The organism is Leisingera sp. ANG-DT (assembly GCF_000813785.1).
Taxonomy (GTDB): domain Bacteria; phylum Pseudomonadota; class Alphaproteobacteria; order Rhodobacterales; family Rhodobacteraceae; genus Leisingera.
The window spans coordinates 1-26,199 of the sequence record NZ_JWLE01000020.1 but is presented as its reverse complement, the minus strand read 5'-3'; the positions used below and the strand labels follow the sequence as shown (position 1 = coordinate 26,199).

Below are 26,199 nucleotides of genomic sequence, written 5' to 3'. Positions count from 1 at the left end.
GGCCGGGCCTTCCGCATTCACAGCCTCTGGTGTAGCCTGCGCCCTGAACTTCAATTTTTTCAGGCGCTTGATGCAATTTATTGAACGGTCTTTCATGGGGCTGAGGTCCGCCCGCCATGTTTTCAAAAGCGCCGCACACCCGGCAGAGGTGACCCTGTTCCCGATGCTGCATATCGGCGAGGCCGGGTTCTATGACGCGGTCTACCGCGACGCGCTGGACCACGATGTTCTGCTGTTCGAGGGTGTGAAATCGCCGGTCGGACAGAATTTGACCCGGTCTTACCGCTGGCTGCACGGCAACCGCCTGGGGCTTGTGACGCAGCCCAAACTGCCGGCCGGAGCGGGCCGGGCAGAACGCATTCACGCCGACGTCACCCAGGCGGAGTTCGAGGCAGCCTGGAAGACGCTGCCGCTTGCCATGCGTGCACTCTGCTTCGTCTATGCGCCTTGGATCGGGCTGCGCCGGCGCTGTTTCGCCACCCGGGACAGCCTGTCGCGCGGGCGCAATGTGGATGACCTCAGCACGCGCGAAAGCAGCCTGTCCTGGGATACCGAAGAAGCCCTGCTGCGCGGCGTGTTGCTGCATCAGCGCGACACGCGCCTTTGCGAAAAGCTGGCGGATGTGCTGGACCGGGATCAGCCGCTTTCCATCGCTATCGTCTATGGCGCCGCGCATATGCCTGCGGTGACGCGGATGCTGGCGGATTACGCCGGCTTCCGCCCGGCGGGCAGCGAATGGATGACGGTGTTCGGGCTGGACTGACGGCACGCCTAAAACGCCGGCACAAACGAAAAAGGCGCCCCGCGGGCGCCCTTTTTTAAGCTTGGCCAGAAGGCGGATCAGACCTTGAGGTTCGGAATGATCTGCTTCTTGCGGGACATGATGCCCGGCAGCACCACGGTGTCACCGGCCGCATCGGCGCCAAAGGACTTGGCGGCAACGGTTTTCACCAGGTCGTTCGGCACCAGCAGGGTGGCTTCTTCGTTCAGGATGTCGACCACGAACAGCAGCACCTGATCAACGCCGTCCTCGGCCGCGACAGAGGTCATCGTGTTCATCAGCGAGGCCTTGCGGTCCAGCACCACGCCCGGCGCGGTGGTTTCCAGAACGGAGACGCGGAACTTGGTGCCGTCGACCTCGTATTCCTTCGAGTCCATGCGGATCAGCTCCGCATCGGAGAAGGAGGAGACGTCGGATTTTGCGGCAAACATCTCGGCGGCATATTCGGAGATGTTGATGCCCAGCTCACCCGCCAGCTTCTCGGCCACGGCCTTGTCATGGGCGGTGGTGGTGGGGGAGCGGAACTCCAGCGTGTCGGACAGGATGCAGGTCAGCGCTGCGCCCTTGACGGCTTCCGGCATCTTGGCGGCATCGTCGCCCATCAGGTCGTGCATGATGGTGGCGGTGCAGGCCAGCGGGCGGATGGTGATGTCGATCGGGCCTTTGGTTTCCAGGCCGCCGACCAGCTTGTGGTGGTCGATGATCGCCTGCACGTCGGCGCCGTTGATGTTGGCGGGCAGCTCTGCCGGGTTGTTGGTGTCGACGATGACAACCGCCGCGTCGTCAGACACATCGGCGATGATTTCCGGCTTTTCCAGGCCCCAGCGCTGCAGCATGAAGGCGGCTTCGGTGTTCGGCTCGCCCAGCAGTTTCGGGGCGGCGGCCACGCCTTTCACCTCGTTCAGGTACCAGGCCCAGACAATGGGGGAGCCGGTGGAATCGGTGTCGGGGGATTTGTGGCCGAAAACTTGGATGGTCATGGGGCTGTCCTGTTCGTCGAAAGAGTCGCAAAGGCGGGATTTGCGCGCCTTATAGGGCTGGCGCGCAAGCTTGTCACCCCGCAGCTGCTGCAATGCGGCGTTGTGCCGGAAGGGAGGCTCAGAATGGCGCGCGCTCCAGCGTGTAGCCTGCCTGCTGCAAGAGGTTCAGCACGCCGGTCTCACCAGGCAGGTGCAGGGCGCCGGCGGCGACCACGATCAGGTCGCCCTCCGCCGCCTCGATCACCGGGATCCAGGCGCGGTTGCGGTTGTCCAGCATCGCCTCCATCGACTCCTGCCAGATCCGGCGGGTTTCCTCAGGCGGCAGCGCGTCGGATTGCAGGAAGTCGCGCTCATAGATGGTGAAATAGGTCAGCGCCTGCTCGTCGAAATAGCTTTCGATCATGGTAAAGAGGGCGTCCTGTTCACCGCCCAGCAGGGTCAGATAGGCGCGCAGCTGGCGGACCTGTTCCTCCAGCGGCTCGCTGTTGAAGACCTCAAACAGGGTCATCGGGCTTTCCAGCGCGCGGGTTCCGGTGCCGGCTTCATCGGCGGCCTGCTCCAGCCGTTTGTCGAGGCCGCGGGTCCGTTCGGGTGATGTGCGCAGGCAGGGCGGCACCGCCATCGAGACGGCCAGGAACCAGGGCCGCATCTTGGCGGCCATCCAGGGCGCGACGCCATTGGCGCGGGCCTTGGCCGCCAGGTTGTCCCATTCGGCAGGCGGCAGCCGGTCGATCAGGCTGGGGCCTTCGGTGATCAGGGTCAGCGACGGGTCGCGGCCGATGGCGGCCATCAGCTCCGCCTCCTCGCGCTTGGTGCCCTCCAGCAGCAGCAGGTCGGCCTCGGCAATCACAGGCTTCAAGGCAGCGGTCACCGCGTCCAGCCGCGGGTCGTTGATGTGCATGGTGCCGATCACATGCAGGGTGCGGCTGCCGCGCCGTGCAATCCAGTGGTTGCCTTCGGCAAAGGGGGCGGCGGCGACCTCAGCGTCAATGGCGGCGCGGTCGCTGGCGCTCAGCGCCAGCCGCTGGTCAGTGCCGGTGCAGGCGGCCCAGAGCGAAGCAGGCAACAGCAGGAAGACAAAGGCGAGAATGAAACGCATGAAGAAATGTCCTGAAACGTGAATTGAATGGCAGGTTTGCCGCAGCCTACCACGGGGCGCGGGCCAGGCTGAAGCCCTGTGCCTTGAGCAGGTTCAAGAGGCCGTTTTTGCCTGGCAGATGGGCGGCGCCGACGGCAATCACAAAGCGCTCCTGCCGGGCGGCGCCGATCACCTTCATCCAGCGGATGTTGCGCTGGTCCAGCAGGCGGCGGTTGTACTGGTCCCAAAGCCGCGTGGTCTCGGCATGGGTGAAACTGCTGTACTGGGCGCTGATCCAGGGGGCGAGCACGAAGGAGGTCCAGACACTCTGGTCGAAATAGGCCTCAACCGGGGTGGCGTCCTCGGGCTTGTCGGACTGGATCAGCTGCAGCTCCAACTCCAGCATCCGGGCCTGGTCACGCAGCGGCATTCCGGAGATGGCCGCCAGCGCCTGCTCCGGGGTTTCCAGGGCACCCAGCGGGATCCGCTTGCGGGCGGCGAAATCGGCGATCCGGTCGTCCAGCCCGCGGCGCAGGCCAAAGCCGTAGGGGCGGCAGCCGCTTTGCACCAGGAACATCGAGATTGCCCAGGGCTGCATCCGGTTCATGGTTTCCAGATTGGCGCCGGTGACCTGGGCGGTCAGCTTGAAGCGCTGCCAGGCGTCGGGGGCCAGCAGCTGGCGCAGCTCGCGGCCCTGCGGCAGCAGGAAGCTGCGCGCCATCGCGGGCGGCATCCGGTCCAGCCGCTCCATGTCCTGATCGGAGGTTTCCAGGTAAATCGCCTGCGCCGAACTGAGCGCCGGGCGCAGGGTGCGCATCACCTTGGCCATGCGGGCGTCGCCGCCATGCATGGTGCCGATCACATGGATGGTGCGGCGGCCCTTGGTGGCGACCCAGTGGTTGCCTTGGGAAAACGGGGTTGCGGCCATTTCGCGGTCGAGCTGCGCCTGGGTCGCGGGCGGCAGGTGGTCGCGGTAGTCGATGCCGCGGCAGGCGGCAAAACCGGCGGTGGCCTGCAGCATCAGCGCAAGTGCCAGTGCAATCCGTTTCATCACGCGCCCTTTCCCCGGGGTTTCCGAACTTTTGGCCTGAACTTAAGAGCCTAGGGCGGGGCAGGGGCGGCGGCAATGTAAAACCCTGCGTTGCCCCGTAAAACCGGGCGGCGGATTGCCAAGCCGCGCGCTTCCTGCCAGTCATGGGGCATGGAACGCGAGGATCAGCTTTATGCGCCGGTGAAGGCGTTGCTGGAGGCCCAGGGCTATGCCGTCAAGGGTGAGGTGGGCGCGGCCGATGTGGTGGCTGTGCGCGGCGCTGAGCCGCCGGTGATTGTCGAGCTGAAGCTGAAGTTTTCGCTGTCGCTGTTCCACCAGGCCATCGCCCGGCTGGCCATCACCGACCATGTCTATATCGCGGTGCCAAGGCCCGGCGGGCGGCAGGCGCGGCGGATGATGAAGGACAATCTGGCGATGTGCCGGCGGCTGGGGCTGGGGCTGATCACGGTGCTGGCGGACGGGCGGGCAGAGGTGCATTGCGATCCCGGCCCTTATGCGCCCCGCAAGTCGAAGAAAAAGCAGGCGCGGTTGTTGCGCGAATTCCAGGCCTTGCGCGGCGACCCCAATGCCGGCGGCGCCACCCGGCATGGCATTGTCACCGCCTACCGCCAGGACGCGCTGGCCTGCGCCGCGCATCTGGCCGGGGCGGGCGCCTGCAAGGGGGCGGAGGTCGCCAAGGCCACCGGCGTGGCGCGGGCCACCCGGCTGATGGCCAGCAACCACTATGGCTGGTTCGAACGGGTGGAGACCGGCATCTACCAGCTGACCGATGCGGGCCGTGAAGGGCTGGTGCATTGGGCGGAGAGCTGGGAGGGGAAGTGATGTGGCGGCTTTGTGCTGTTGCGGGCTAATGCGTTCAGTTGTGTACAGCCCCTATTTTGCAGGAAATTGTCGCCCCTTGAGTTAATCAGATTCATGTCAGTTGCATTTTTTCCCTGTTGAGCGCGGGGCCCTGTCAGCCGATGACTGCCCCAGCTTTGCACAAGGGGAGAGAGCAATGGCAGATCAGGACATTGACCGGCTTCAGGACCGGCTGCGGGCGCAGCGGGTCTCTTTCGACAAGATCCCGGTGATCGACATCAGCGCGCTGAACACGGGCGGCAGCCTGTTTGAGGTCGCCAAGGAAATCCGCTGGGCGCTGACCAACGTCGGCTTCTTCTATGTGAAGAACCACGGGGTGCCGGAGGCGGTTGTGAACGGCGCCTTTGATGAAACCCGGGCGTTCTTTGACCTGCCGCTGCAGGACAAGATGGACCTGCATATCTCGAAATCCGGCCTAGCCCTGCGCGGCTATATCGAGATTTTCGGCGAGAACACCGACCCCAAGAAGACCAAGGATCTGAAGGAATGTTTCGACATCGGGCCGGAAGGCCCGGCCGGGGACGCGCCGTTCTTTGGCCCCAACCTGTGGCCCGCGGTGCGGCCGGAATTTGAACGCGCGGTCTATGGCTATCATCAGGAGATGAAGGGGCTGGCGCAGCGGCTGATGCGGGCGATTGCGGTCAGCCTGGATCTGGAGGCGGATTTCTTTGCGCCTAAGATGCAGAACCCGATCACCATCCAGCGGCTGCTGCACTACCCGCCGCAGGAAGGGCAGATCGACGAGAGTGTAATGGGGATCGGCGCCCATACGGATTACGGCAGCCTGACCATCCTGGCGCAGGATGATGTGGGCGGCTTGCAGGTGATGAACCGCGACGGCCAGTGGGTCGAGGGGGCGCCGATTGCCGGGTCATTTGTCATCAATATTGGCGACCTGATCCAGCGGCTGACCAATGATCTGTACCTGGCGAACCTGCACCGGGTGGTGAATGCCTCGGGCCGGGAGCGTTATTCGATTCCGTTCTTCATTGACGCCGATGCGGACGCCGTATTCCAGCCGCTGGACAGCTGCGTCAGTGCGGATAACCCCGCGCGCTATGAGCCGGTCAGCTGCGGCGCGCACAAATTCGGCCGCTTCAAGGACAGCTTTCCGCATTTGAAAGACAAGGCAGCATAAGCGGAAATCCGAAGCAGGACAGGGGGCGCTCCGGCGCCCTCATTATTTTTGCTGATTCCGTGTTGACAACATGCGGGGGCATTCCTAGCTTCCCCTCGTTAGCACTCACCCCTCGTGAGTGATAACGGCCCCGCCGGGGAGGCGGAGGTCCAACAGATAACAACCTTTGAGCCTTTCAAGGAGCTGCAAAGATGGCATTGAAACCGCTGCATGACCGTGTGCTGGTGCGCCGCACCGAAAGCGAAGAGAAAACCGCGGGCGGCCTGATCATCCCCGATTCCGCCAAGGAAAAGCCGAGTGAAGGCGTTGTTGTTGCATGCGGCGCTGGCGCCCGCAAGGACAGCGGCGAGCTGATCGAGATGGCCGTGTCCGCTGGCGACCGCATCATGTTCGGCAAATGGTCCGGCACCGAGATCACCGTCGACGGTGAAGAGCTGCTGATGATGAAGGAAAGCGACATCATGGGCATCATCGAGTAAGCCCGCGGGCCTGCTCTGATCCCCCTATCGCTGATACACACAGAATTTCTCTAGGAGAGTGAAAAATGGCTGCTAAGGACGTCAAATTCGACACCGATGCCCGCAACCGCATGCTGAAAGGCGTCAACATTCTGGCTGACGCCGTGAAAGTGACCCTGGGCCCCAAAGGCCGCAATGTGGTTCTGGACAAATCCTTCGGCGCACCGCGCATCACCAAGGACGGCGTGTCCGTGGCGAAGGAAATCGAACTGGAAGACAAGTTCGAGAACATGGGCGCCCAGATGGTGAAGGAAGTTGCTTCCCGCACCAACGACGAAGCCGGTGACGGCACCACCACCGCAACCGTTCTGGCCCAGGCGATCGTCAAAGAAGGCCTGAAGCAGGTTGCTGCCGGCCTGAACCCGATGGACCTGAAGCGCGGCATCGACCTGGCAACTGCCAAAGTCGTGCAGGGCATCAAGGACATGGCCCGCGAAGTGAAAGACTCCGACGAGGTTGCGCAGGTTGGCACCATCTCCGCCAACGGCGAAGCTGAAATCGGCCGCCAGATCGCCGACGCGATGCAGAAGGTCGGCAACGAAGGCGTCATCACCGTCGAAGAGAACAAAGGCATGGAAACCGAGACCGACGTGGTCGAGGGCATGCAGTTCGACCGCGGCTACCTGTCGCCCTACTTCGTCACCAACCCCGACAAGATGGTCGCGGATCTGGAAGACTGCATGATCCTGCTGCACGAGAAGAAACTGTCTTCGCTGCAGCCGATGGTTCCGCTGCTGGAGCAGGTGATCCAGTCGCAGAAGCCGCTGCTGATCATTGCTGAGGACGTCGAAGGCGAAGCGCTGGCAACCCTGGTTGTCAACAAGCTGCGCGGCGGCCTGAAAATCGCAGCCGTCAAGGCGCCGGGCTTCGGCGACCGCCGCAAGGCCATGCTGCAGGACATCGCGATCCTGACCGGCGGCCAGGTGATCTCCGAGGATCTGGGCATGAAGCTCGAGTCCGTCACCATGGACATGCTGGGCACCGCCAAGAAAGTCTCCATCACCAAAGACGAGACCACCATCGTCGACGGCGCTGGCGAGAAGGCCGAGATCGAAGCACGCGTTGCCCAGATCCGCACCCAGATCGAAGAGACCACCTCTGACTACGACCGCGAGAAGCTGCAGGAACGCGTTGCCAAACTGGCAGGCGGTGTTGCCGTGATCCGCGTCGGCGGCATGACCGAAGTGGAAGTGAAAGAGCGCAAGGACCGTGTGGACGATGCGCTGAACGCGACCCGCGCAGCCGTGCAGGAAGGCGTGATCGTCGGCGGCGGTGTTGCCCTGGTGCAGGCCGGCAAAGGCCTGGAAGGCCTGGAAGGCGCCAACGCTGACCAGAACGCAGGCATCAACATCGTCCGCAAGGCCATCGAAGCGCCGCTGCGCCAGATCGCCGAAAACGCAGGCGTCGACGGTGCCGTGGTTGCCGGCAAGATCCGCGAATCCTCGGACAGCGCATTCGGCTACAACGCGCAGACCGGTGAATATGGCGACATGTTCTCCTTCGGCGTGATCGATCCGGCCAAAGTGACCCGCACCGCGCTGGAAGACGCGTCCTCGGTTGCCGGCCTGCTGATCACCACCGAAGCCATGGTTGCCGACAAGCCCGCCAAAGAAGGCGCAGGCGCCGGCGGCGGCATGCCCGACATGGGCGGCATGGGCGGCATGGGCGGCATGATGTAATCACAAATCCCTTGGGATTTGGGATGAGGCGACAGGCGATTGGCCGACCAGGCCAATCTGCCGAGAGCCCGCCGCTGATGACTGCAAGATTTGGGGCTGCCTGTGGGCGGCCCCTTTTCGTTTTTACTGGGAGAAGAAGGCCCGCCTTGCAGGCCTGCCTGCGGCGCGGGTATTTGTGCAAAGGTGAACGCGGGGTGCTTCTTCTCTCCCCTCTTTTCCTTTTGGAAACAGCGCCCTAAAGTCGCCGCCATGGTCAAAGCGGTTTTCATTCAGTCTTCGCATTCTGGTTATGACGACCAGCCTGGCAAAGCGTACCATTTCCCGAAAAAGCACTATCTCAGCCGGGTTGAACAAACCGTCGGCGACTGGGTCATCTTCTATGAGGGGCGGCGCGGCGGCGGTAAAGGCTACCATTCCGTTCAGCGTGTGCTTCAGGTGCAGGATGACCCCGCGGATCCTGTATTGGCTTATGCGCTGCTGGACACAGGGAGTGAGCTTTCCTTCGAGAATTTTGTTCCCCGGTGGGTGGAGGGGGAGGGGCCGTATGAAACCGGCTTGCCCAGGTCGCGCGGCAGCAATACCAGCGCGGTCCGGCTGATCTCCGATGCGGATTTTGCACGCATTATCAACGCTGGTCTGGCGGCGCGCGAAGAACCGAACGCCATTCCGCGCACCGGTGATTTCACCGCAGAGCCTGGTTTTGCTGAGGCGCAGGCCGCCTTCGAACCCCAGGGTCAGCCGCGCGAGATGCTGCTGTCCCAGCGGGCATTCCGGGACCGTAGTTTTGCGAGGCAGGTCAAACACGCCTATGGCGGACGCTGTTCCATGTCTGGGCTGGAGTTGCGCAATGGCGGCGGACGGCCGGAGGTGGAGGCCGCGCATATCGTTCCGGTGTCGGAGCGCGGCCCGGATACGGTGCGGAATGGGCTGGCCCTGTCGGGAACCGTGCATTGGATGTTTGACCGGGGGCTGCTGTCGATCAGCGATGACAATGAGGTGCTGGTTGCGAAGAGGGCGGTGGATGAGGCGACACTGAACCGTTTGCTGCTGCCAGACCGGCGATTGATTGAACCGGTAAACCCGGCTTTCAAGCCACATCGATCCTACCTTCGCTGGCACCGGGAAAATGTGTTCAAGGGTTAAAGCCTGTTGGCGGCGGCAGATGTCCTGTTGGGAACCAGTGGCTGACACGAAAATATCACTGGCCCGCGTGGGGTTTGCGCGCTACCCCTTGAAAATGCGCCTGTTTCTCCTTGTCTCCCTCACCATGATCGCCTTTGCTGCGAACTCCATCCTCAGCCGGCTGGCAATTGGGGCCGGGCATATGGATGCGGGCAGCTTTGGCCTGCTGCGGCTGGCCTCGGGGGCTGCGATGCTGGTGGTGCTGTGCCGGATGCAGGGGCTGGCGGTGCGCCAGAGCTTGGGGCCAAGCCTGCGCGGCGGGGCGGCGCTGACGCTGTATATCGCCGGGTTTTCGCTGGCCTATCAGCAGCTTGACGCAGGTCTTGGCGCGCTGGTGCTGTTCGGGGTGGTACAGGTCACGATGTTCCTATGGGGCGCGCTGCGGGGCAATCCGGTCAGCGCGGGCCAGGTGGCAGGCGCGGTGCTGGCGTTTCTGGGGCTTGCTTATGTGGTCTGGCCGGATGGCAGCGGCACGGCGCCCCTTGGCGCGTCGCTCCTGATGGCGGCGGCGGGGCTTGGCTGGGGGATCTACAGCATTCTGGGGCGGGGTGCTGCGCAGCCGCTGGCGGCGACGGCGGTGAATTTCCTGTGGTCCACAGTTATGTTCCTGCCGGTGGCCCTGTGGCTGGGCGGCAGCACGGTGAGCCTGTATGGCGCGGTGCTGGCGGTTGTATCAGGCGCGGGGACCTCCGGCATGGGCTATGCGCTGTGGTACCGCTTGCTGCCGCAGATCCTGCCCGCGGTGGCCGCTACCGTGCAATTGAGCGTGCCGGTGATTGCGATCCTCGCCGGGGCGGCCTTGCTGGGTGAGGCGATTGGTTTGCGGCTGGTCTTTGGCAGCGCGGCGGTGCTGGGCGGCATTGCGCTGGTGGTGCTGCGGGCGCCTGCGCGCAGGGTTCGTGCAGCCAAGTAACTGCGGGGGCTTCCCTGTGGTGCCGCTTGCGCTTATCTGGGCCCCATGCGTGATGTTCTGAAACCCCTGTTTGCCGCTGCTGCAGTGCTGCTGCCGCTGCCTGCGGCGGCCGATTGCGTGATCCTGCTGCATGGGCTGGCGCGCTCCGAGACCTCATTCGCGGTGATGGAGGAGGTCTTGCAGTCGCGCGGGCTTGCTGTGGTGCGGCCCGGCTATGCCTCGACTGAGGAGACTATCCAGGTTCTGGCAGAAGAGACCCTGCCCGCCGCCTTTGCCGCCTGCGGCGGGGAGACGGCCCATGTGGTGACCCACTCGATGGGAGGTATTCTGCTGCGGTACTGGCTGCAGGACAATAGCCCGGAAAACCTGGGCCGGGTGGTGATGATGGGGCCGCCGAACCAGGGCAGCGAGCTGGTGGACGAACTGGGCGACTGGGAGGTCTTTGGTTTCCTGAACGGCCCCGCCGGGCTGCAGCTGGGCACTGGTGAGGACAGCTTGCCCAAGAAGCTGCCGCCGGTGGCGTTTGAGCTCGGCGTGATTGCGGGGGATGAGACGCTGAACCCGGTATTTTCGGCGCTGATCCCGGGGGCGGATGACGGCAAGGTCTCGGTCGAAAGCACCAAGGTGGACGGCATGGCGGCGCATCTGACGCTGCCGGTCACCCATACCTACATGATGAACAACCCGCAGGTGATGACGCAGGCGCTGCATTTCCTGGAGGAGGGGCGGTTTGAGCCCAGCCTGGGCTGGCTGGCGGCGGTGGAAGAGATCATTGGCGAGGCGTGCCAGCTGAACGGCGGCTGTGAAGAGGCGGAACAATGACATTGGAACTGACGCTGCAGGGCGGCGATGTGCTGCGCCCCGGAGGGCTGGAGCGTGGCGGTGAGATCGCCATTGCGGGTGGTCTGGTGACGGATGCGCCTGCCGGGCGGGCCGTGGACCTGTCAGGTTACCTGGTACAGCCGGGGATCGTGGATGCGCATGGTGACGGGTTCGAGCGCCACCTGGCGCCGCGGCGCGGGGCGATGAAGCAGATGGCGGAGGGTGTGGTGGCCGCAGAGGCGGAGCTGGCCGCCAACGGCATCACCACTGCGGTGCTGGCGCAGTTCTACTCCTGGGAGGGCGGCTTGCGCGGTCCCGAGTTTGCAGGACAGGTGTTTGAGGGCATCAAGGCGGTGCGCGGGTCGCTGGTGACTGATCTGCTGCCGCAGCTGCGGTTCGAAATCCATATGCTGGAGGACTATGCCGCACTCGCCGCCAAGGTTGCGGATTGGGGGGTGCCTTATGTGGTGTTCAACGACCATCTGCCGCATGAACGGCTGGCAGCGGGCAAGAAGCCGCCGCGGCTGACCGGCCAGGCGCTGAAGGCAGGGCGCAATCCGGAGGTGCACTGGCAGATGCTGAACGATATGCACGCGCGCCGGGATGAGGTGCCGGGCAGGCTGGATGCGCTTTGTGCTGAACTGGCCGCGCTGGATGTGCGGCTGGGCAGCCATGACGATCAGACCGCCGCAGACCGCGCTGCCTGGCGCGACCGCGGGGTTCGGATTTCGGAGTTTCCCGAGACGCTGGAGGCGGCAGAGGCTGCGCGCAGCGCGGGTGATCCGGTGATCCTCGGCTCCCCCAATGTGGTGCGGGGCGGCTCCCACAAGGGCAATGCCTCCGCCGTGGAGCTGATCGCCATGGGGCTGTGCGATGCGCTGGCCTCCGACTACCACTACCCCAGCCCGCGGCGGGCGGCGCTGATGCTGGAACGCTCCGGCCTGCTGGATTTGGCGGGGGCTTGGCGGCTGGTCTCGGAAGGGCCTGCGCAGCTGCTGGGGCTTACGGACCGCGGCATGCTGGAGGCAGGCAAGCGGGCGGATATCGTGGTGCTGGACAAGGAGAGCCTGCGGGTTGCGGCGACACTGTCCGGCGGGCAGGTCAGCTATATGTCGGGGGAGGTGGCGGGTCGTTTCCTTGCCTGAAGGCAGGGGCAATCGGTTGGCACGATAGAACAACATGCGTTCATTTCTTAAGAAAATACGCAATATGTTGGGCTGGGTTGTACATGGTTATCTGGCAATCAGCCTGTTAGCCGCGCTTTCTTTGGAAGGTCATGTGCGGGAGGCCAAAACCGATGCAGGCCAGTACTTTCTCTTGCTACGCGTGGGGAGGAGGCCTGCTGAATGGGTAGAGCCGACCGCACTGCGTATTTGGTTTGAGACTGCACTCGACATGGCGTTTTTTGGAGTGGTCCTCTGTTGTGTGATTTGGGCGGTTATCTATTGCGTCTGGCGTCAGTGGCGGAAGTCGCAGGGGCTGAGCGCAAAGTTCGACTAACCCCGCGCCGGTGCTTTGCTGCAGTGATTGTTAGCCCGCAACGTTACCGCCCGGTTCTTGGAGCAGGAGCGCCGCGCATCAGGCCGGATGGCCCTCTTTGCGGCGCGTGAAACCGGCGGGGCCGCTTTCACCGGGCCGCCTTGCTGCGGAGGCTGAGCACGGATAGGTTGCGGGTAACCATTTTGACCAACCGGTAATTACTGACATGCTGCGAAAATACGGCCGCACTTTTCATTTGCCACAGTCACCAGGGGCAACCAGCGATGACAAGATCCTGCAGGATGCCTCGGCGCTGCTGGCGGAGCCTGAGGTGGTCATCACCGAAAAGATGGATGGTGAAAACACCACGATCCATTCCGGGGGGTGCCATCCGCGCAGTCTGGATGCGCGATATCATCCGTCGCGGGACTGGATGAAAGCCTTTGCTGCGGGTATTTCACCAGCCCTGGCAGAGGGCGAGCGGATTGTGGGTGAGTATCTGTTCGCCCGCCATGCTATCGCATATTCCGCACTGCCCAGTTACTTTCTGGGGTTTGCATGGATTGTGGATGGCGTGATCCAGCCCTGGGAGGAGACGTTGGCCCGGTTCGGTGATCTGGGCATCGTCAGCGTGCCAGCGCTGTACCGAGGACCGCCCTCGGCACCGGTGATACAGGAGACCATCTCTGCGTTGGATTTGGAGACACAGGAAGGGTTCGTGATCCGCACCGCCAGAGAATTCGCCGAGAAGGATATGCAGACGCTGCTGGCAAAGTACGTCCGGGCAGATCACGTGCAGACAGAGGTGCATTGGATGAACGCGGAGACTGTAAAAAACGGCCTCGCCTGAGGCCGCCTGCTTCTTCTGGCTGAAAACATTCCGGGGGTCTGGGGGCAGCGCCCCCAGCCTTAGCTTTGGGGCTTCTGCACCCGATTCACATGGCCCATCTTGCGGCCCGGCTTGGCCTCCGCCTTGCCATAGAGGTGAATGGCGCAATCGGCCTCTTTCGCCAGCTCCGGGATGCGGTCCACGTCATCGCCGATCAGGTTTTCCATCACCACGTCAGAGTGGCGCTGGCCGTCGCCGAGCGGCCAGCCGGCCACCGCGCGGATGTGCTGTTCGAACTGGTCCACGGTGCAGCCGTTCTGGGTCCAGTGGCCGGAGTTGTGGACGCGCGGGGCGATTTCGTTGACGATCAGCCCCTGCGGCGTCACGAACAGTTCCACCCCCAGCACGCCGACATACTCCAGCGCGTTCAGGATCTTGCCCGCCATCAGCACCGCATCCATGCGCTGGCCGGTGGTCAGCTTGGCGGGCACGGTGGTGGTGTGCAGGATGCCGTCGCGGTGGACGTTTTCGCCGGGGTCGAAACAGGCGATCTCGCCGGTTACGCCGCGGGCGGCGATGACGGAGACCTCGTGGCTGAAATTGACGAACCCTTCGAGGATCGAGGGCGCGCCCGCCATGGACGCGAGGGCTTCCTCGGCGTCTTCCGGCGTCTTGATGCGGGCCTGGCCCTTGCCGTCATATCCGAAGCGGCGGGTCTTCAGGATCGACGGCGCACCGATATCCGCGAGCGCCGCGTCGAGGCTGGCCTGATCAGTGATGTCTGCAAAAGGCGCGGTTTGCAGGCCGAGGTCCTGCAGGAAGCTCTTTTCGGTCAGCCGGTCCTGGCTGATCCGCAGCGCCTCGCGGTCCGGGCGGATCGGTTTTTGCGATTCCAAGAGGTCCAGCGCGGAGGTCGGGATGTTCTCGAACTCATAGGTGATGACGTCGACCGAGGCGGCAAAGGCGGCCAGCGCCTCGGCATCCTCGTAGCCTGCGGTGGTCACGCGGTCGGCGACATGGCCTGCGGGCGGGTTGGCGCCGGGTTCAAAGATATGGGTCTTGAAGCCGAGGCGGGAGGCGGCAATCGAGAGCATCCGGCCCAGCTGGCCGCCGCCGAGGATGCCGATGGTGGCGCCGGGAGCAAGCACGTCAGTCATCGGAGGGTTCCTCGGGGATGGAGGCGGAGAGCGCCTCGCGCCAGTTGTCCAGGCGCTGGGCCAGGGCGGGGTCCTGCAGCGCCAGGATGCCAGCGGCCATCAGGCCCGCGTTGGCGGCACCGGCGGCGCCGATCGCCATGGTGGCAACCGGGAAGCCCTTGGGCATCTGCACGATGGAGTAAAGCGAGTCGACGCCGGAGAGGGCGCGGGTCTGGACCGGCACGCCGACTACCGGCACGCGGGTCTTGGAAGCGACCATGCCGGGCAGGTGAGCTGCCCCGCCGGCGCCTGCGATGATCACCTGCAGGCCGCGGTCGGCGGCGGATTTGCCGTAGCTCCACAGCCGGTCCGGGGTGCGGTGGGCAGAGACGATCTTGGCCTCGTATTCGACGCCCAGTTCATCGAGGATATTGGCGGCTTCCTTCATGGTGGGCCAGTCGGATTGGCTGCCCATGATGATGCCCACTTTGATGTCACCCATGGATGGTGGCTCCTGTCGCGGCTTGTGGAGCGCGCACTATAGGGAAAGTTGCGGTTTTCGCAATGCGGGTTGGATGGGTAAACGGCGGGATTTGCCTTGTTTTGCGAGGGCCGGCGCTATGCCGCAGGGGGATGGGCGGCGGCAGCTCCCGCCCGCGCGGGAATGCAGGCAAGCTGCACCGCCCCCGCGGTTGGGCGTGGCGCCGCGCCCAGGCGCGGCGCGTGTGGCTGCGGCGGGGCTTGCGGGCCACCGGCAAGCGGGGCACGGTGGCGGCTGAATGAGGAGAGCAAAATGCTGGAACTGCGCCCCAATTGCGAGCTGTGCGACAAGGATCTGCCGCCGGAGGCTGCGGACGCGCGGATCTGCAGCTATGAGTGCACCTACTGTGCGGAATGCGTGGAGCGGGAGCTGCACAACGTCTGCCCGACCTGCGGCGGCGGTTTTGCGCCGCGCCCGGTCCGGCCCAAGCGGGCCTGGCGGGAGGCGCTGAAGCTGGGGCTGGGGAACCATCCGGCGTCAGTGAAGCGGCGGCACTCGAAGTTCAGCCGCGAGGATATTGCGGCGCATGTGGCGCGCATCCGGCATTTGAAGCCGGAGGAGAGGTAAGGGGAGCCAAATGTGCCTGGCTCCGATTGATCATTTCTCTGGGCAGACCGATTTTAATTGAGGGTAATTTGACCAATGCAAACCAAAGACCAGATGCCATCGCATAGCGCGCTGGAAGCGCTGTTCGTGAACAATGAGCACCTGGAACGGATCGAAGCCTATCTGAACCGGTTCAACCCGATCCGGGTCATGAAGATGGAACGGATGGAAATCCGCCATTCTGCCATACTTGCCTGGCTGTTGGATCCAAGCGAAACGCATGGTCTGGGCGACCGGTTCCTGAAGGTCTTTCTCGCGGAGGCCTACCGCGGCAGCAGCCTGCCGGCAGGGCCGACTGCGCTGGAGATTTCGCAGGCAGATATGCGCGATGCCGAAGTGCGCTGTGAATGGCTGAACATCGATATTTTCATTCTGAGCGAGCGCAACCGCTGGGCTTTTGTCATTGAAAACAAGTTCGACAGCAAATTGCACGGGGACCAGCTTGCGAATTACATGAGGAAAGTCCGCGGTGTCTACAAAACGCAGGAGGACTTGCAGATCCAGGGCGTGTTCCTGACGCTGCGCGATGAGGCCTTTGACAACCACGACTATGTGCCGATTGGCTATGGCGAGATCTGCACTTTCCTATCGCGTTTTCTGGAGCAGGAGGCCTATCTTCTGCGGCCCGAGATCAGCACGTTTTTGACCCACTACATAGAAATTTTGCAGGAAGCGACCGGCATGAGCAAGGAACGCGATGAAATGGTGAAACTGGCGCGGGAATTGTACCGCAGCCACAAGAAGGTGCTGGATTTTGTCATTGAGCATGGTGCGGCATCGGAGTTCGCAATGGCGGCGCATGAGCAGTTCGGAGACAGTCCGGGGCCGCTGGAAGAAAAGAAAATCGGCAAAGGCGTCTTTTGCTTTGGGGCCCTGCACCGCGACGGGGTGAGCTTTCTGCCGCAGGAGTGGGTCGCCGCATTGGGTCGGGGCGGCAGCTGGCCGGGCTGCGAAAACTGGTGGATGGGGTTTCCGTTGACCAGCTGGCTGGCGCTGGTGCCGGGCAATGACGGAAGCAAGGGTCAGTTACGGCTGTTTGCGGAAGTCGGGCCGTTGTCCGACCATGCCGCGCGCAAGGCATTGATCGAAGAGATTGAGGGTGTGGCCGCTTCTGAAGGTTTGAGCCGGATCCGGTTCCAGAAAGGGGCTGCCGGAGAGGGCAAGAGATACTCAAAATTCCTGAAGAACAACACGCTGGAGATCCGGGATGTGCATGATGCAGAAAATATCAGCGCTGCGATGAAGCAGCTTCTGGATAAGTTCCGGCCCGAGTTTGTGGCCATCGCAGAGGTGCTGCCGGGCTTCATGAGTCGAGAGACAGTGGTGTCCTGAGAGTCGTGCAACCTGCCATGACAAGGTGCTGCCTGCGCAGCCGCCGGGGCTGCGCAGGCGGTGGAATCAATCCCGCTGCTGCGGCAGGATCAGGTTGAGGAGCAGGCCGGCAACACCCGACAGGCCGATGCCCGCAAGGGTGAAACCTTCGCCGAACTGCAGTGTCAGCCCGCCGAGGCCGATGATCAGCACGGTGGAGATGATCACCATGTTGCGGGCCTCCGACAGCGCCTCGCCCAGTTTCGCGAGCACCGACAAGCCAACCACGGTGACCATGCCGAACAGAAGGATCATGATGCCGCCCATCACCGGCATCGGGATGGTCGACAGCGCACCGGAGAGCTTGCCCGCGAAGGACAGCGCAATGGCAAAGACCGCGGCCCAGGTCATGATTGCCGGGTTGAAGGCACGGGTCAGGGTGACGGCGCCGGTCACCTCGGAATAGGTGGTGTTGGGCGGGCCGCCCAGCAGGCCCGCGGCGGCAGTGGCAAGGCCGTCGCCCAGCATCGTGTTCTGGATGCCGGGTTTCTCCATGTAGTCGCGCTTGGTCACGCTGGAGATCGCCATGATGTCGCCGAAGTGCTCAATCGCGGGGGCAATGGCGACCGGCAGGATGAACAGGATGGCGGCGAGGTTGAATTCCGGCGCGACAAAGCCCGGTACTTTGAACCAGGGGGCATCCGCCAGCGGGGCGGTGTTGACCAGGGTTTCGCCGGTGACAGCGCCCAGCACCAGCGCCGCGATGTAGCCCGCGGCGACGCCTGCAAGGATCGGCACCACCCGCATGATGCCGCGGCCGAGGATCGCCGTCAGCATGGTAGCGCCCAGCGAGATGGCGGCAAGCAGCAGTGCGGTATTGCGCGGCATCACCTGGGTGTCGCCTGCGAGGCCGGTGGCCATGTTGACCGCCACCGGCGCCAGCGACAGGCCGATCACCATGATCACGGGGCCGACCACGACAGGCGGCAGCAGCCGATGCAGGAAGCCGGCGCCAAAGGCGCGGATGGCGAAGGAGAGCGCCACATACAAGAGGCCCGCAGCGGCGAGGCCGCCGGTGGTGGCGGCCATGCCCCAGGTCTGCACGCCATAGATGATCGGCGCGATGAAGGCGAAGGAGGACGCCAGGAACACCGGCACCTGGCCGCGGGTGACGATCTGGAAGATCAGCGTGCCAAGGCCTGCGGTGAACAGCGCGACGCTGGGGTCAAGGCCCGTGAGCAGCGGCACCAGCACCAGCGCGCCGAAGGCGACAAACAGCATCTGGGCGCCGACAAGGGCTTGTTTCGGGGTGAATTTGTAATCGGTTCCGGGGGCGGAGGGCGCGTCGGCGGGGTCGCTGGTGGCGGTCATGGTCTCGCTCTTATCTCAGGTGTTTACGCAGGCCCGGACCGGGGTGTTGCTGGGGTGCGGGCAAAATTGCAGTGCTCCTAAAGGGAAAATCCGGCTTTGACCATCCGGTCAGAGGGTGTTTTTGCGGCCTGCGGACAGGGTGTCGCAACAGAGGCGGGCGGATGCCGGTTTTCTGCAAGCCAGGGGGCTGGCAGGGCCGCTCTTGTGCTGGGGAGATTTTGCCCGGAAAATTCCCTGATGACCCAGCAGACCGACCCGCTCCTCCAGCCGTTGCAATTGCGCCATCTGACCCTGCGCAACCGGATCATGAGCACGGCGCATGCGCCCTCGTTCCAGGAGGGCGGCCATCCGCGGGACCGCTACCGGCTGTACCATGAGGAAAAGGCGAAGGGCGGCATTGCGCTGACGATGATCGGCGGCTCGACCAATATCGCGCCGGACAGCCCGTCTGTGTTCGGGCAGCTGTATGCGGGTGATGACAGCATCATCCCGTGGTTCCAGCGGCTGACGGACGGGGTGCGCAAGCATGGCGCGGCGGTGATGTGCCAGATCACCCATATGGGCCGGCGCACCGCCTGGGACGACGGCCACTGGCTGCCGGTGCTGGGGCCGTCCGGGCGGCGGGAGCGGGCGCACAGGGCGTTTCCGAAGGTGATGGAGATGGAGGATATCTCCCGCGTTATCAAGGATTTCGCCGCCGCTGCTGAACGCTGCCGGGCGGGTGGGTTTGACGGAATTGAACTGCTGTCGCATTCGCATCTCTTGGGGCAGTTCCTGTCGCCCTTGGTGAACTGCCGGGAGGATGACTACGGCGGCTCCTTGGACAACCGGCTGCGGCTGACATTGCAGGTCCTGGAAGCGGTGCGTGAGGCAGTGGGGCCGGACCTGATCCTCGGCATGCGGGTCACCGGCGATGAGCTGACCGAGGGCGGACTCGGCGCGGCAGACTGTATTGAGGCAGCGCAGAAGATTGCCGCCACCGGTGCTGTAGACTTCCTGAACGTGCTGGCAGGGGCGCCCTATGATGACCTTGGCCTTGCCGGCTGGGTGGCGCCGATGGGGATGCCCGCGGCGCCGGATCTGAACGTGGCGGGCGCGATCCGCGCGGCGGTGGATCTGCCGGTGTTTCATGCGGGCGGGGTGGCCGATATTGCCACTGCGCGTCATGCCATCCGCGAAGGCCAGGCGGACATGATCGGCATGACCCGGGCGCATATGGCCGACCCCTATCTGGTGCAGAAGCTGCGCCAGGGCGAGGAAGAACGTATCCGGCCCTGCGTGGCGCTGGGCTATTGCGTCGACCGGGTCAATCAGGGCAAGCCCGCGGTTTGCGGCCATAACGCCGCGACGGGGCGCGAGATGGTGATGCCGCATGTGTTTGCGCCCGCGGAGGTGCGGCGCAAGGTGGTGGTGATCGGTGGCGGCCCGGCAGGGCTGGAGGCCGCGCGGGTGGCGGCGGAGCGCGGCCATGATGTGGTGCTGTTTGAGGCCGCCAACAGGCTTGGCGGCCAGATTGCGCTGGCGGCCAAGGGCATGACCCGGCGGCAGATCTGGGGCGTTGCGGACTGGCTGATCTCGGAGGTCGAGCGGCTGGGCGTGGATGTGCGCCTCAACACATATGCGGAGGCGGAGGATGTGCTGGCGGAGGCGCCGGATGCGGTGATCGTGGCGACCGGCGGTTGGCCGGGGGCTTTGGACATCCCTGGTGGGCATCTGGTGACCTCCAGTTGGGAGGTGCTGTCCGGCGAGGCGCGGGTTGCGGGTGAGGTTCTGCTGCTGGACGAGGTCGGCGATCACGCGGCGCTGGTTTGCGCCGATGTGATGGCGCGAATGGGCTGCGCCGTCACGCTGGCAACGCCGGACCGGATGGCGGGGCATGATCTGGGGCCGACCAACTCAGCCGTGGTCCTGCGTGATCTGGCGCGGCATGGGGTGATGTTCGAGAGCCTGCTGGAACCTGTGTCTTTGGCTGCCGAGGGCAACCGCAAGCGCATCACCCTGCGTCATGTGCTGACCGGAGAGATGCAGGAGAGGGTGGCGGATCATGTGGTCTCGGAGCATGGGGTCACCCCAGCGGAGGATTTGTACCACGCACTGAAGCCGGGCTCGCGCAATCTGGGGCAGCTCGATCACCAGAAGATGATTGCTGGCCGCAGCCCCTTTGCGGAGGTGAACCCCGCTGGGAAATTCTGGCTGGCCCATGCAGGCGATGCGGTGGCGGGGCGCAATATCCATGCGGCGGTCTATGATGCGCTGCGGCTGTGCAAGGATCTGTGATACCTGCCGCACAGCGCAGCCGCAGCGCGCCGTCAGGCTCGCTGCCATGCCCAACGCCTCTCGTCGCAGCTTGCCTGCGCGGAAGAGGGGCGGGAGGCCCTGTTTGAACTAAGTGAAACCGCTGCGTTCTGCAGCTTTTCCCGTGCAGCTTGGGCACAGGGTGGCGCGCCGGACACCCGGCGCGGGGTCAGGCGATGATGTCCGGGGTCAGCCGGTCTTCGATCAGGGCAATCTTGTCCTTCAGGACCAGCTTCTGCTTTTTCAGCCGCCGGATGGTCAGCTGATCGGCGGTGCCGCGCTCTTCCAGCGCGGCGATGGCCTCGTCCAGATCACGGTGCTGCCTGCGGAAAACCTCGAGCTCGACCTTCAGGACTTCGTCCGTCTTCATCGACACATCTGTGGGTGCATTCATGGGGGACTCAATCGGGCTTATGAATGAAGTGAGAGTGAAGATACTTCGTTAAGGGCTTTTCCGCTAGACCTATGGGCACATGGTCTTGTGAATCCATAAAGAACTTCCCATATTCTTGGGGAAGCGGCTGCCGGGACCGGGGCCGCGCGCATACGTCGCTTTGGCATAAAGGACGAACAACGTGTCGAAACTAACCTTGGGCTCTTACCCGCATATGCTGGGGTTCGAGCAGCTGGAACGCCTCCTGGAACGCTCGGCAAAATCGGGCAACGAAGGCTATCCCCCCTATAATATCGAACAGACATCAGACCATTCCTACCGCATCACCCTGGCCGTGGCCGGTTTCGCCGAAGAGGATCTGGCGATCACCGTCGAGGACCGCCAGCTGGTGATCCGAGGCCGACAGCGCGACGACAGCGAGGGGCGGGTGTTCCTGCACCGCGGCATCGCGGCACGCCAGTTCCAGCGCATGTTCGTGCTGGCCGATGGCGTCGAAGTGGGCGAGGCGGTGATGGAAAACGGGCTGCTGCATGTGGATCTGACCCGTGCGCGGCCTGAAACCGTGGTCCAGACAATCAGTATCAGAAAGGGGTAAGAGCAATGCATACACCGTTTGACTTCAAGGATGCCGGAGACCGGACCGTCTATGTGAAGGCGGTTGCGGTGGCAGATCTTCCCAAGGACGTGCAGGAGAATGCCGGCGGGCGCGAGCTGCTTTACGCCGTGCACGACGCCGAGGGCGGCCAGCTGGCGCTGGTGGCCGACCGGCAGCTGGCCTTTGTGCTGGCCCGGCAGAACGACATGACGCCGGTTGCGGTGCACTGACGTCCCGGCATCCGCCGGAAAACACTTGCATTTCTGAGAGGCAGGCTCCCATTTTGGGGGCCTGAATTGTTTTCAACGGCTGATATTTCAAGTGAGGCAAATAATGATCCGGAATTTCCGTCCGCTGGTGCAGGCGCTGGGGCTGGCGTTCGGGCTGTCCGCCCTGGCTGCGCCTGCAGGCGCTGACCCCTTTGTGAAATGCGTGCAGCAGCAGCTGACGGATCTGGGCTATGCCGCGGGCCAGCCGGACGGGCGGCTGACGCAGCAGACCAAGGGCGCCTGGCAGGCACTGCGCCAGGCAAAGGCGGGCACCGCGCTGCAGGCCGCGCTGCCGCCGCTGAGCCAAAAGACCGCGATCCACTGGTGCCGCGAGCTGCCGGCTCTGAAGACCGGCCTGGAGCGGCATATGCCGTCGGCGGCGCCGGTGCGGATCCTGGCGGATACGCCCAACGTGGAAAAGGGTATCCGGCAGGCCTATGACAAGGTGCTGCGCTTCATGGACCGGGAATACGGCATCGTGCTGGCCGGGCATATCGGCATCGGTGCGGCAGGCAACACAAAGGACGTGCAAACCTATGTGCGCCGCCTGCTGCGCGATATGTCGAGCGCGCGGTTCAACCCGGATGCCTCCATCGCCGCCCATTGCAACAAGCCCTTTGGTGTTGCTGGCGCGGCCTATCTCAAGTTCATGTATATCTGCTGGGACAACCCGCATGAGGCCGACAATGCCTGGCTCAAGCGGTCGCGCAAGTGGCTGGGCATGATGATGGCGCATGAATACATGCACCTGGTGCAGGCGGAACTGGGCGGCGCCCGCTCAGAAGGGTTCCACAGCAATTCGCTGCGCGCCCGCATGGGGCCGGCCTGGCTGGTGGAAGGCAGCGCCGAAGTGGTTGCGGCACGGTTCGGCAAGAGAGCCCTGCGGCTGCGCGCGCCGGGGCTTGCGGAGCTGCACGAATGGTCATTGAAGTCAAAGAAGAGCCTGCGCGGCATGCGGGCGCATAAGACGGTCAGCACCAGTGGCGACTATGATTTCGCCCATTATGCGGTGCATATCCTGACCCGGATCAGCGGCGAGGAGGCGCTGTTCACCTTTTGGCGCCGCCTGAACGCGGGTCAGAACTGGGAGCAGGCTTTCAAGGGCGCCTTTGGCATCGCTCTGGCCGAGTTTGAGACGCAGGTAATGGAGCTGCGCAAGCGGCCCGGCACCGCGCGGGCCTATATTTCCAAGATGCGGCGGAAGCAGTCTTGAGAGCTGGCGGGAGGCTGCGGCGGCTTGTGCTGGCGGCGGGGCTGGCCCTGGCGGCCGTCCCGGCTGCGGCAGACCCGTTTGTCGCCTGTGTTCAGGGGCAGTTGGCGGAGCTGGGGTTTGATCCGGGAGCGGAGAACAACCGGGTCACCTACCAGCACTGGCAGGCCTGGAACAAGATGACCGGCAACCAGGGGGACCGGCTGCCCGGGCGTCTGGGCCGCTTGCCGGGGCTTTCGCAACGCAGTGCCGTGCACTGGTGCCGGGAACTGGCCACTTTGCGTCCGAAGCTGGCGCGGCACATGCCGAACGATCAGCGGCCGGTCATTCATGCGCAGCAAGGCATGGCGCGCACCGCATTGATGGTGAACTACCGAAAGGTGCGGAACTTTTTCAACAATAGCCTGAAGATGCCTATGGCGTCGCGGCCTGGCATCGCTGTGGGGGAAGACCGCAGCAGCCTGATGCTGCAGACCCGCTATATGCTGGAGGACCTGGGGCTGCCGCCAATTGATTTTTCTGCAGTTATAGAGGAGGCCTGTTCCATTGATGGCGGCTATGCGGGACGGGCCTTCCCCGGCCTTTTCATCATCTGCTGGGAGAAGGTCGAAAAATACGATGCGGAATGGCTGGAGGCATCGTACCGCTGGCTTGGCCCGGTAATTGCGCATGAGTACATGCATCTTTGGCAGGCGGAAGTCTCGGGCGAGTTCGGCATGCTGAAACCGAACCAGGCGAATTGGTCCCTGGCCCATCCCCTGTGGCTGATCGAAGGCGCCGCAGAGATGGTACAGGAGGAGTTTGCCTTCGAGATGCTGGATGAACCCAGGGCGTCTCTCGGGGAGCTGCGCCGGGAAGCAAAGGGATCCTCCCGCAGTTTGCAGGAAATGCGCCTGTCAGAGGTGGCCTTCGATTCAGACAACTACCCGCTGGCACATTTTGCCGTACGGCTGCTGGCGGAGGAACACGGCAAGGCAGCGGTATTTGATTACTGGCACAAGCTCGGGCAGGGTATGGGCTGGCGGCAGGCCTTTGCCAGCAGCTTCGCAATGCCGGTTGAGACATTTGAAGTAAAGGTGGAGCGCCGCTTGCAGGCACCGCTCGGGTTAGGGCGCGGCAAAGAGGCCGGAAAGGACAAGAAACAATGAGTCTTTTGAATTTCGACTGGGTGGATGCGTTCTCGGACCGGGCGTTCGGCGGCAATGGTTGTGCGGTGGTACATGGCGGCGCGCATCTGCCGGTGGAGGTCTGCACCGCTTACGTGCGGGAGACCTCATTGGTGGAGTGCACCTTTACCGGTCCGTCGGAGGTAGCGGACGTTAAGGTGCGCTATTTCCTGGCCAGCCGCGAGATCCCTTTTGCCGGTCATCCGACCATTGCGACAGTTGCGGCGATGCGCGACCGGGGGCTGTTTCAGGGGGACAGCATCACCCTGGAGACCGGCGCCGGGATCGTGCCGGTGCGGCTCGATGGCGATCTGATAGAGATGACGCAAGTTGCGCCAGAGTTCGGCCCCTTTGCCGATCCGGAACTGGTGGCGGCGGCGGTGTCGCTGCCGGTGGAGGCCATCGTGGGGCAGCCGCAGAAGGTCTCTACCGGGTTGCCGTTCTGTGTCACCGTTTTACGCGACCGCGCGGCGCTGGAGGCGGCGGAGCTGAACCTGGAGGCGCTGGCCGTTTTGGGCAAATCGCTGGGCGCTGATGGCATCGACATGATGGAGCCGTTTCTGGTGACGCTGGAAGGCGCGACCGCGGCCGGCGACACGTTCTCGCGCCTCTTGATGGCGCCGCCAAGCCCGCCGGAGGACCCGTTCACCGGGTCGGCCACCGGGGCGATGGCATCTTATTTGTGGAAGCACGGACTGATGGAGAAGGCGGAATTCACCGCAGAGCAGGGCCACGGGCTGGGCCGCCCCGGTCAGGCCCGGGTGGCGCGGATCGGCGCGCCGGATGCGATCGAAGGCGTGCGGGTGGCCGGCGAGGGCTTTGTGCTGATGCGCGGCACGGTGGATTTGCCGGAAGCGGGATAGGCCGCTTTCGGGCAGGCCGCCCCTAGCTGTTCAGCATGTCTTTCAGAGTTTGGAGGCCGCGGTCATCGGCCTTGGGCACGATGCACCAGGCGGCGTTGACGAAACAAACCAGGGAAAATCCCAGGAGGCCGATGCACAGGAAGGTCACTAGGATCTGGCCGTAGGTCTTGTCCTGCAGCCAGTTGAAGGCGGTGCCAATCCCGCCGGCTTCGTGGCTGGAGGCATAGGCGGCTGCCTGCATCATCAGAAACCCGATGATGGCAATGACAACGCCATGGGCGGCCATGCCAGCCTTAAGCACCAGGTTCAGATGCAGGGTCGCCGGATTGCCCTGCATGTGGTCGCGGTAGCCTTCGCTCCAGGCCTTGTGCAGGTAATAGCCGCCGGCGCCGAGGGTGAGCGCCCCGGCGATGCCTGCGGCGGCCTGCCCGCCGGGGGAGGCGAGGAGGCGGTTCACCAGCTCTGTCTTTCCGAGGCCTTCGGAGCGTCCCAGAAGCACCGTGATGGCGAGCCCGCTGAGGCCCAGATGCACCAGGCCGGTAGTGATCATCCCGGCGCGGGCGATCAAGCCCTTGGGGCTGTTTCCGTAGTCTTCGAGATCCCAAATGCTGTCCACCGCGCGCCAGATGGCGTAGGCGGCCATGCCAAGGGCAATCAGCAGCAGAATGGCGGTGCCAAGCGCGCCCTGCAGGCGGCCCATCGCCTCGCCTGTGCCTTCGGCGCTGCCGCCGTGCCAGATCGACCACAGCGAAGCGCCGCCCACCAGCAGGTAGACCAGACCGCGCCCGGCGTAGCCTGCGCGCATCAGCGGAACCGCCCAAGCGAAACCGCGGGCAGAATTTTCTGCCGGATCGTCGCGGCGGGACTCAGGCGGGGCGGGGTGTTGCGGCATGCGGGGCTTCCTGACTGCGCGGAGCCGGGGGGGGGACGGAATAACCACGCCCCCGCCGGGGGAAAGGCGCCCAGACGGCGGCTCCGCCCACCCCAGAAACGAGGGTGGTGCGGCGTGGCTCCTCTGCCAGCGAAACAGAACGCCGCCCCCAATTCGCTTCCCCTCCACACACGTGCCTGGCAGGCCACAGCCGGGCCTGAAGACGTGACCGCGCGCCACCACCCGCGCAGCAATGATGG

General features: G+C 64.2%; 27 protein-coding genes. 19 read left to right on the top strand and 8 right to left on the bottom strand.

The window, feature by feature from the left end:
- Positions 1-70 precede the first annotated feature (70 nt).
- Positions 71-763, top strand: coding sequence for a hypothetical protein (locus tag RA21_RS15330; protein ID WP_019298599.1), 693 nt, complete (start codon positions 71-73; stop codon positions 761-763).
- A 77-nt stretch (positions 764-840) separates the two neighbouring features.
- Here RA21_RS15330 and RA21_RS15325 read toward each other — a convergent pair whose 3' ends face one another.
- The 3 genes from RA21_RS15325 to RA21_RS15315 form a co-directional block, all read right to left on the bottom strand.
- On the bottom strand, positions 841-1,761 hold the full coding sequence (locus tag RA21_RS15325; RefSeq protein WP_039150699.1) for a manganese-dependent inorganic pyrophosphatase: 921 nt from the start codon (positions 1,759-1,761) through the stop codon (positions 841-843).
- Positions 1,762-1,879: 118 nt separating this feature from the next.
- Entirely contained in the window at positions 1,880-2,860 is a 981-nt protein-coding gene (locus tag RA21_RS15320) for a TraB/GumN family protein (protein WP_039150424.1), read from the bottom strand.
- 46 nt (positions 2,861-2,906) lie between these two features.
- Positions 2,907-3,890, bottom strand: coding sequence for a TraB/GumN family protein (locus RA21_RS15315; RefSeq protein ID WP_039150422.1), 984 nt, complete (start codon positions 3,888-3,890; stop codon positions 2,907-2,909).
- 150 nt (positions 3,891-4,040) lie between these two features.
- Between RA21_RS15315 and RA21_RS15310 the strand changes: the two genes are divergently transcribed.
- The 10 genes from RA21_RS15310 (at position 4,041) to RA21_RS15265 (ending at position 13,332) form a co-directional block, all read left to right on the top strand.
- A complete protein-coding gene (locus tag RA21_RS15310) occupies positions 4,041-4,712 on the top strand; it encodes a DUF2161 domain-containing phosphodiesterase (RefSeq protein WP_039150420.1) in 672 nt (223 codons plus the stop codon).
- A gap of 175 nt (positions 4,713-4,887) precedes the next feature.
- Positions 4,888-5,889, top strand: a complete 1,002-nt coding sequence (locus tag RA21_RS15305) for an isopenicillin N synthase family dioxygenase (protein ID WP_052257675.1) — start codon at positions 4,888-4,890, stop codon at positions 5,887-5,889.
- Between the two features lie 191 nt (positions 5,890-6,080).
- Positions 6,081-6,368 (top strand): co-chaperone GroES, encoded by a 288-nt coding sequence (locus RA21_RS15300; RefSeq protein ID WP_019298592.1) that lies wholly within the window; start codon positions 6,081-6,083, stop codon positions 6,366-6,368.
- A gap of 65 nt (positions 6,369-6,433) precedes the next feature.
- Positions 6,434-8,086: a chaperonin GroEL gene (gene groL / locus RA21_RS15295; protein WP_039150417.1), complete on the top strand. Its 1,653-nt coding sequence runs from the start codon at positions 6,434-6,436 to the stop codon at positions 8,084-8,086.
- Positions 8,087-8,188: 102 nt separating this feature from the next.
- Positions 8,189-9,229: an HNH endonuclease gene (locus RA21_RS15290; RefSeq protein WP_241483511.1), complete on the top strand. Its 1,041-nt coding sequence runs from the start codon at positions 8,189-8,191 to the stop codon at positions 9,227-9,229.
- A gap of 94 nt (positions 9,230-9,323) precedes the next feature.
- On the top strand, positions 9,324-10,181 hold the full coding sequence (locus RA21_RS15285; RefSeq protein WP_039150413.1) for a DMT family transporter: 858 nt from the start codon (positions 9,324-9,326) through the stop codon (positions 10,179-10,181).
- A gap of 45 nt (positions 10,182-10,226) precedes the next feature.
- Positions 10,227-11,003, top strand: coding sequence for an esterase/lipase family protein (locus tag RA21_RS15280; protein ID WP_019298588.1), 777 nt, complete (start codon positions 10,227-10,229; stop codon positions 11,001-11,003).
- Positions 11,000-12,148, top strand: a complete 1,149-nt coding sequence (locus RA21_RS15275; RefSeq protein ID WP_039150410.1) for an alpha-D-ribose 1-methylphosphonate 5-triphosphate diphosphatase — start codon at positions 11,000-11,002, stop codon at positions 12,146-12,148. Before RA21_RS15280 ends, RA21_RS15275 begins: the two co-directional genes overlap by 4 nt.
- A gap of 34 nt (positions 12,149-12,182) precedes the next feature.
- Entirely contained in the window at positions 12,183-12,503 is a 321-nt protein-coding gene (locus RA21_RS15270) for a hypothetical protein (RefSeq protein WP_152610566.1), read from the top strand.
- 205 nt (positions 12,504-12,708) lie between these two features.
- Positions 12,709-13,332, top strand: a complete 624-nt coding sequence (locus RA21_RS15265) for an RNA ligase family protein (protein WP_082008968.1) — start codon at positions 12,709-12,711, stop codon at positions 13,330-13,332.
- 59 nt (positions 13,333-13,391) lie between these two features.
- Here RA21_RS15265 and RA21_RS15260 read toward each other — a convergent pair whose 3' ends face one another.
- Positions 13,392-14,468, bottom strand: coding sequence for a 5-(carboxyamino)imidazole ribonucleotide synthase (locus RA21_RS15260; RefSeq protein WP_039150406.1), 1,077 nt, complete (start codon positions 14,466-14,468; stop codon positions 13,392-13,394).
- A complete protein-coding gene (gene purE, locus RA21_RS15255) occupies positions 14,461-14,949 on the bottom strand; it encodes a 5-(carboxyamino)imidazole ribonucleotide mutase (protein ID WP_039150404.1) in 489 nt (162 codons plus the stop codon). The genes RA21_RS15260 and purE overlap by 8 nt, the downstream gene beginning before the upstream one ends.
- Positions 14,950-15,240: 291 nt before the next feature.
- On the opposite strand from purE, the gene RA21_RS15250 reads away from it, so the two are divergent.
- Together RA21_RS15250 and RA21_RS22045 are read left to right on the top strand one after the other, a co-directional pair.
- Positions 15,241-15,555, top strand: a complete 315-nt coding sequence (locus RA21_RS15250) for a DUF1272 domain-containing protein (protein ID WP_019298581.1) — start codon at positions 15,241-15,243, stop codon at positions 15,553-15,555.
- A gap of 75 nt (positions 15,556-15,630) precedes the next feature.
- On the top strand, positions 15,631-16,926 hold the full coding sequence (locus RA21_RS22045; RefSeq protein ID WP_052257674.1) for a PDDEXK-like family protein: 1,296 nt from the start codon (positions 15,631-15,633) through the stop codon (positions 16,924-16,926).
- A 66-nt stretch (positions 16,927-16,992) separates the two neighbouring features.
- On the opposite strand, the gene RA21_RS15240 is transcribed toward RA21_RS22045, so the two are convergent.
- Positions 16,993-18,276, bottom strand: coding sequence for a uracil-xanthine permease family protein (locus RA21_RS15240; protein WP_019298579.1), 1,284 nt, complete (start codon positions 18,274-18,276; stop codon positions 16,993-16,995).
- 237 nt (positions 18,277-18,513) lie between these two features.
- Here RA21_RS15240 and RA21_RS15235 point away from each other — a divergent pair, with 237 nt between their 5' ends.
- Positions 18,514-20,553: an oxidoreductase gene (locus tag RA21_RS15235; RefSeq protein ID WP_039150401.1), complete on the top strand. Its 2,040-nt coding sequence runs from the start codon at positions 18,514-18,516 to the stop codon at positions 20,551-20,553.
- A gap of 187 nt (positions 20,554-20,740) precedes the next feature.
- On the opposite strand, the gene RA21_RS15230 is transcribed toward RA21_RS15235, so the two are convergent.
- A complete protein-coding gene (locus RA21_RS15230) occupies positions 20,741-20,965 on the bottom strand; it encodes a YdcH family protein (RefSeq protein WP_019298577.1) in 225 nt (74 codons plus the stop codon).
- 181 nt (positions 20,966-21,146) lie between these two features.
- Between RA21_RS15230 and RA21_RS15225 the strand changes: the two genes are divergently transcribed.
- The 5 genes from RA21_RS15225 (at position 21,147) to RA21_RS15205 (ending at position 25,068) form a co-directional block, all read left to right on the top strand.
- A complete protein-coding gene (locus RA21_RS15225; RefSeq protein WP_019298576.1) occupies positions 21,147-21,560 on the top strand; it encodes an Hsp20 family protein in 414 nt (137 codons plus the stop codon).
- Positions 21,561-21,565: 5 nt separating this feature from the next.
- A complete protein-coding gene (locus tag RA21_RS15220; protein ID WP_039150398.1) occupies positions 21,566-21,790 on the top strand; it encodes a DUF1150 family protein in 225 nt (74 codons plus the stop codon).
- Positions 21,791-21,893: 103 nt separating this feature from the next.
- Positions 21,894-23,042, top strand: coding sequence for a peptidoglycan-binding domain-containing protein (locus RA21_RS15215; protein WP_039150395.1), 1,149 nt, complete (start codon positions 21,894-21,896; stop codon positions 23,040-23,042).
- Positions 23,039-24,187 carry a hypothetical protein gene (locus RA21_RS15210; RefSeq protein ID WP_152610565.1) on the top strand — a complete coding sequence of 383 codons (1,149 nt, stop codon included), beginning with the start codon at positions 23,039-23,041 and terminating at the stop codon, positions 24,185-24,187. The genes RA21_RS15215 and RA21_RS15210 overlap by 4 nt, the downstream gene beginning before the upstream one ends.
- Positions 24,184-25,068, top strand: coding sequence for a PhzF family phenazine biosynthesis protein (locus RA21_RS15205; RefSeq protein WP_019298572.1), 885 nt, complete (start codon positions 24,184-24,186; stop codon positions 25,066-25,068). Before RA21_RS15210 ends, RA21_RS15205 begins: the two co-directional genes overlap by 4 nt.
- Positions 25,069-25,090: 22 nt before the next feature.
- Here the strand turns inward: RA21_RS15205 and RA21_RS15200 are convergent, their stop codons facing one another.
- Positions 25,091-25,960 carry a DUF1206 domain-containing protein gene (locus tag RA21_RS15200; protein ID WP_039150391.1) on the bottom strand — a complete coding sequence of 290 codons (870 nt, stop codon included), beginning with the start codon at positions 25,958-25,960 and terminating at the stop codon, positions 25,091-25,093.
- Positions 25,961-26,199: the final 239 nt, after the last annotated feature.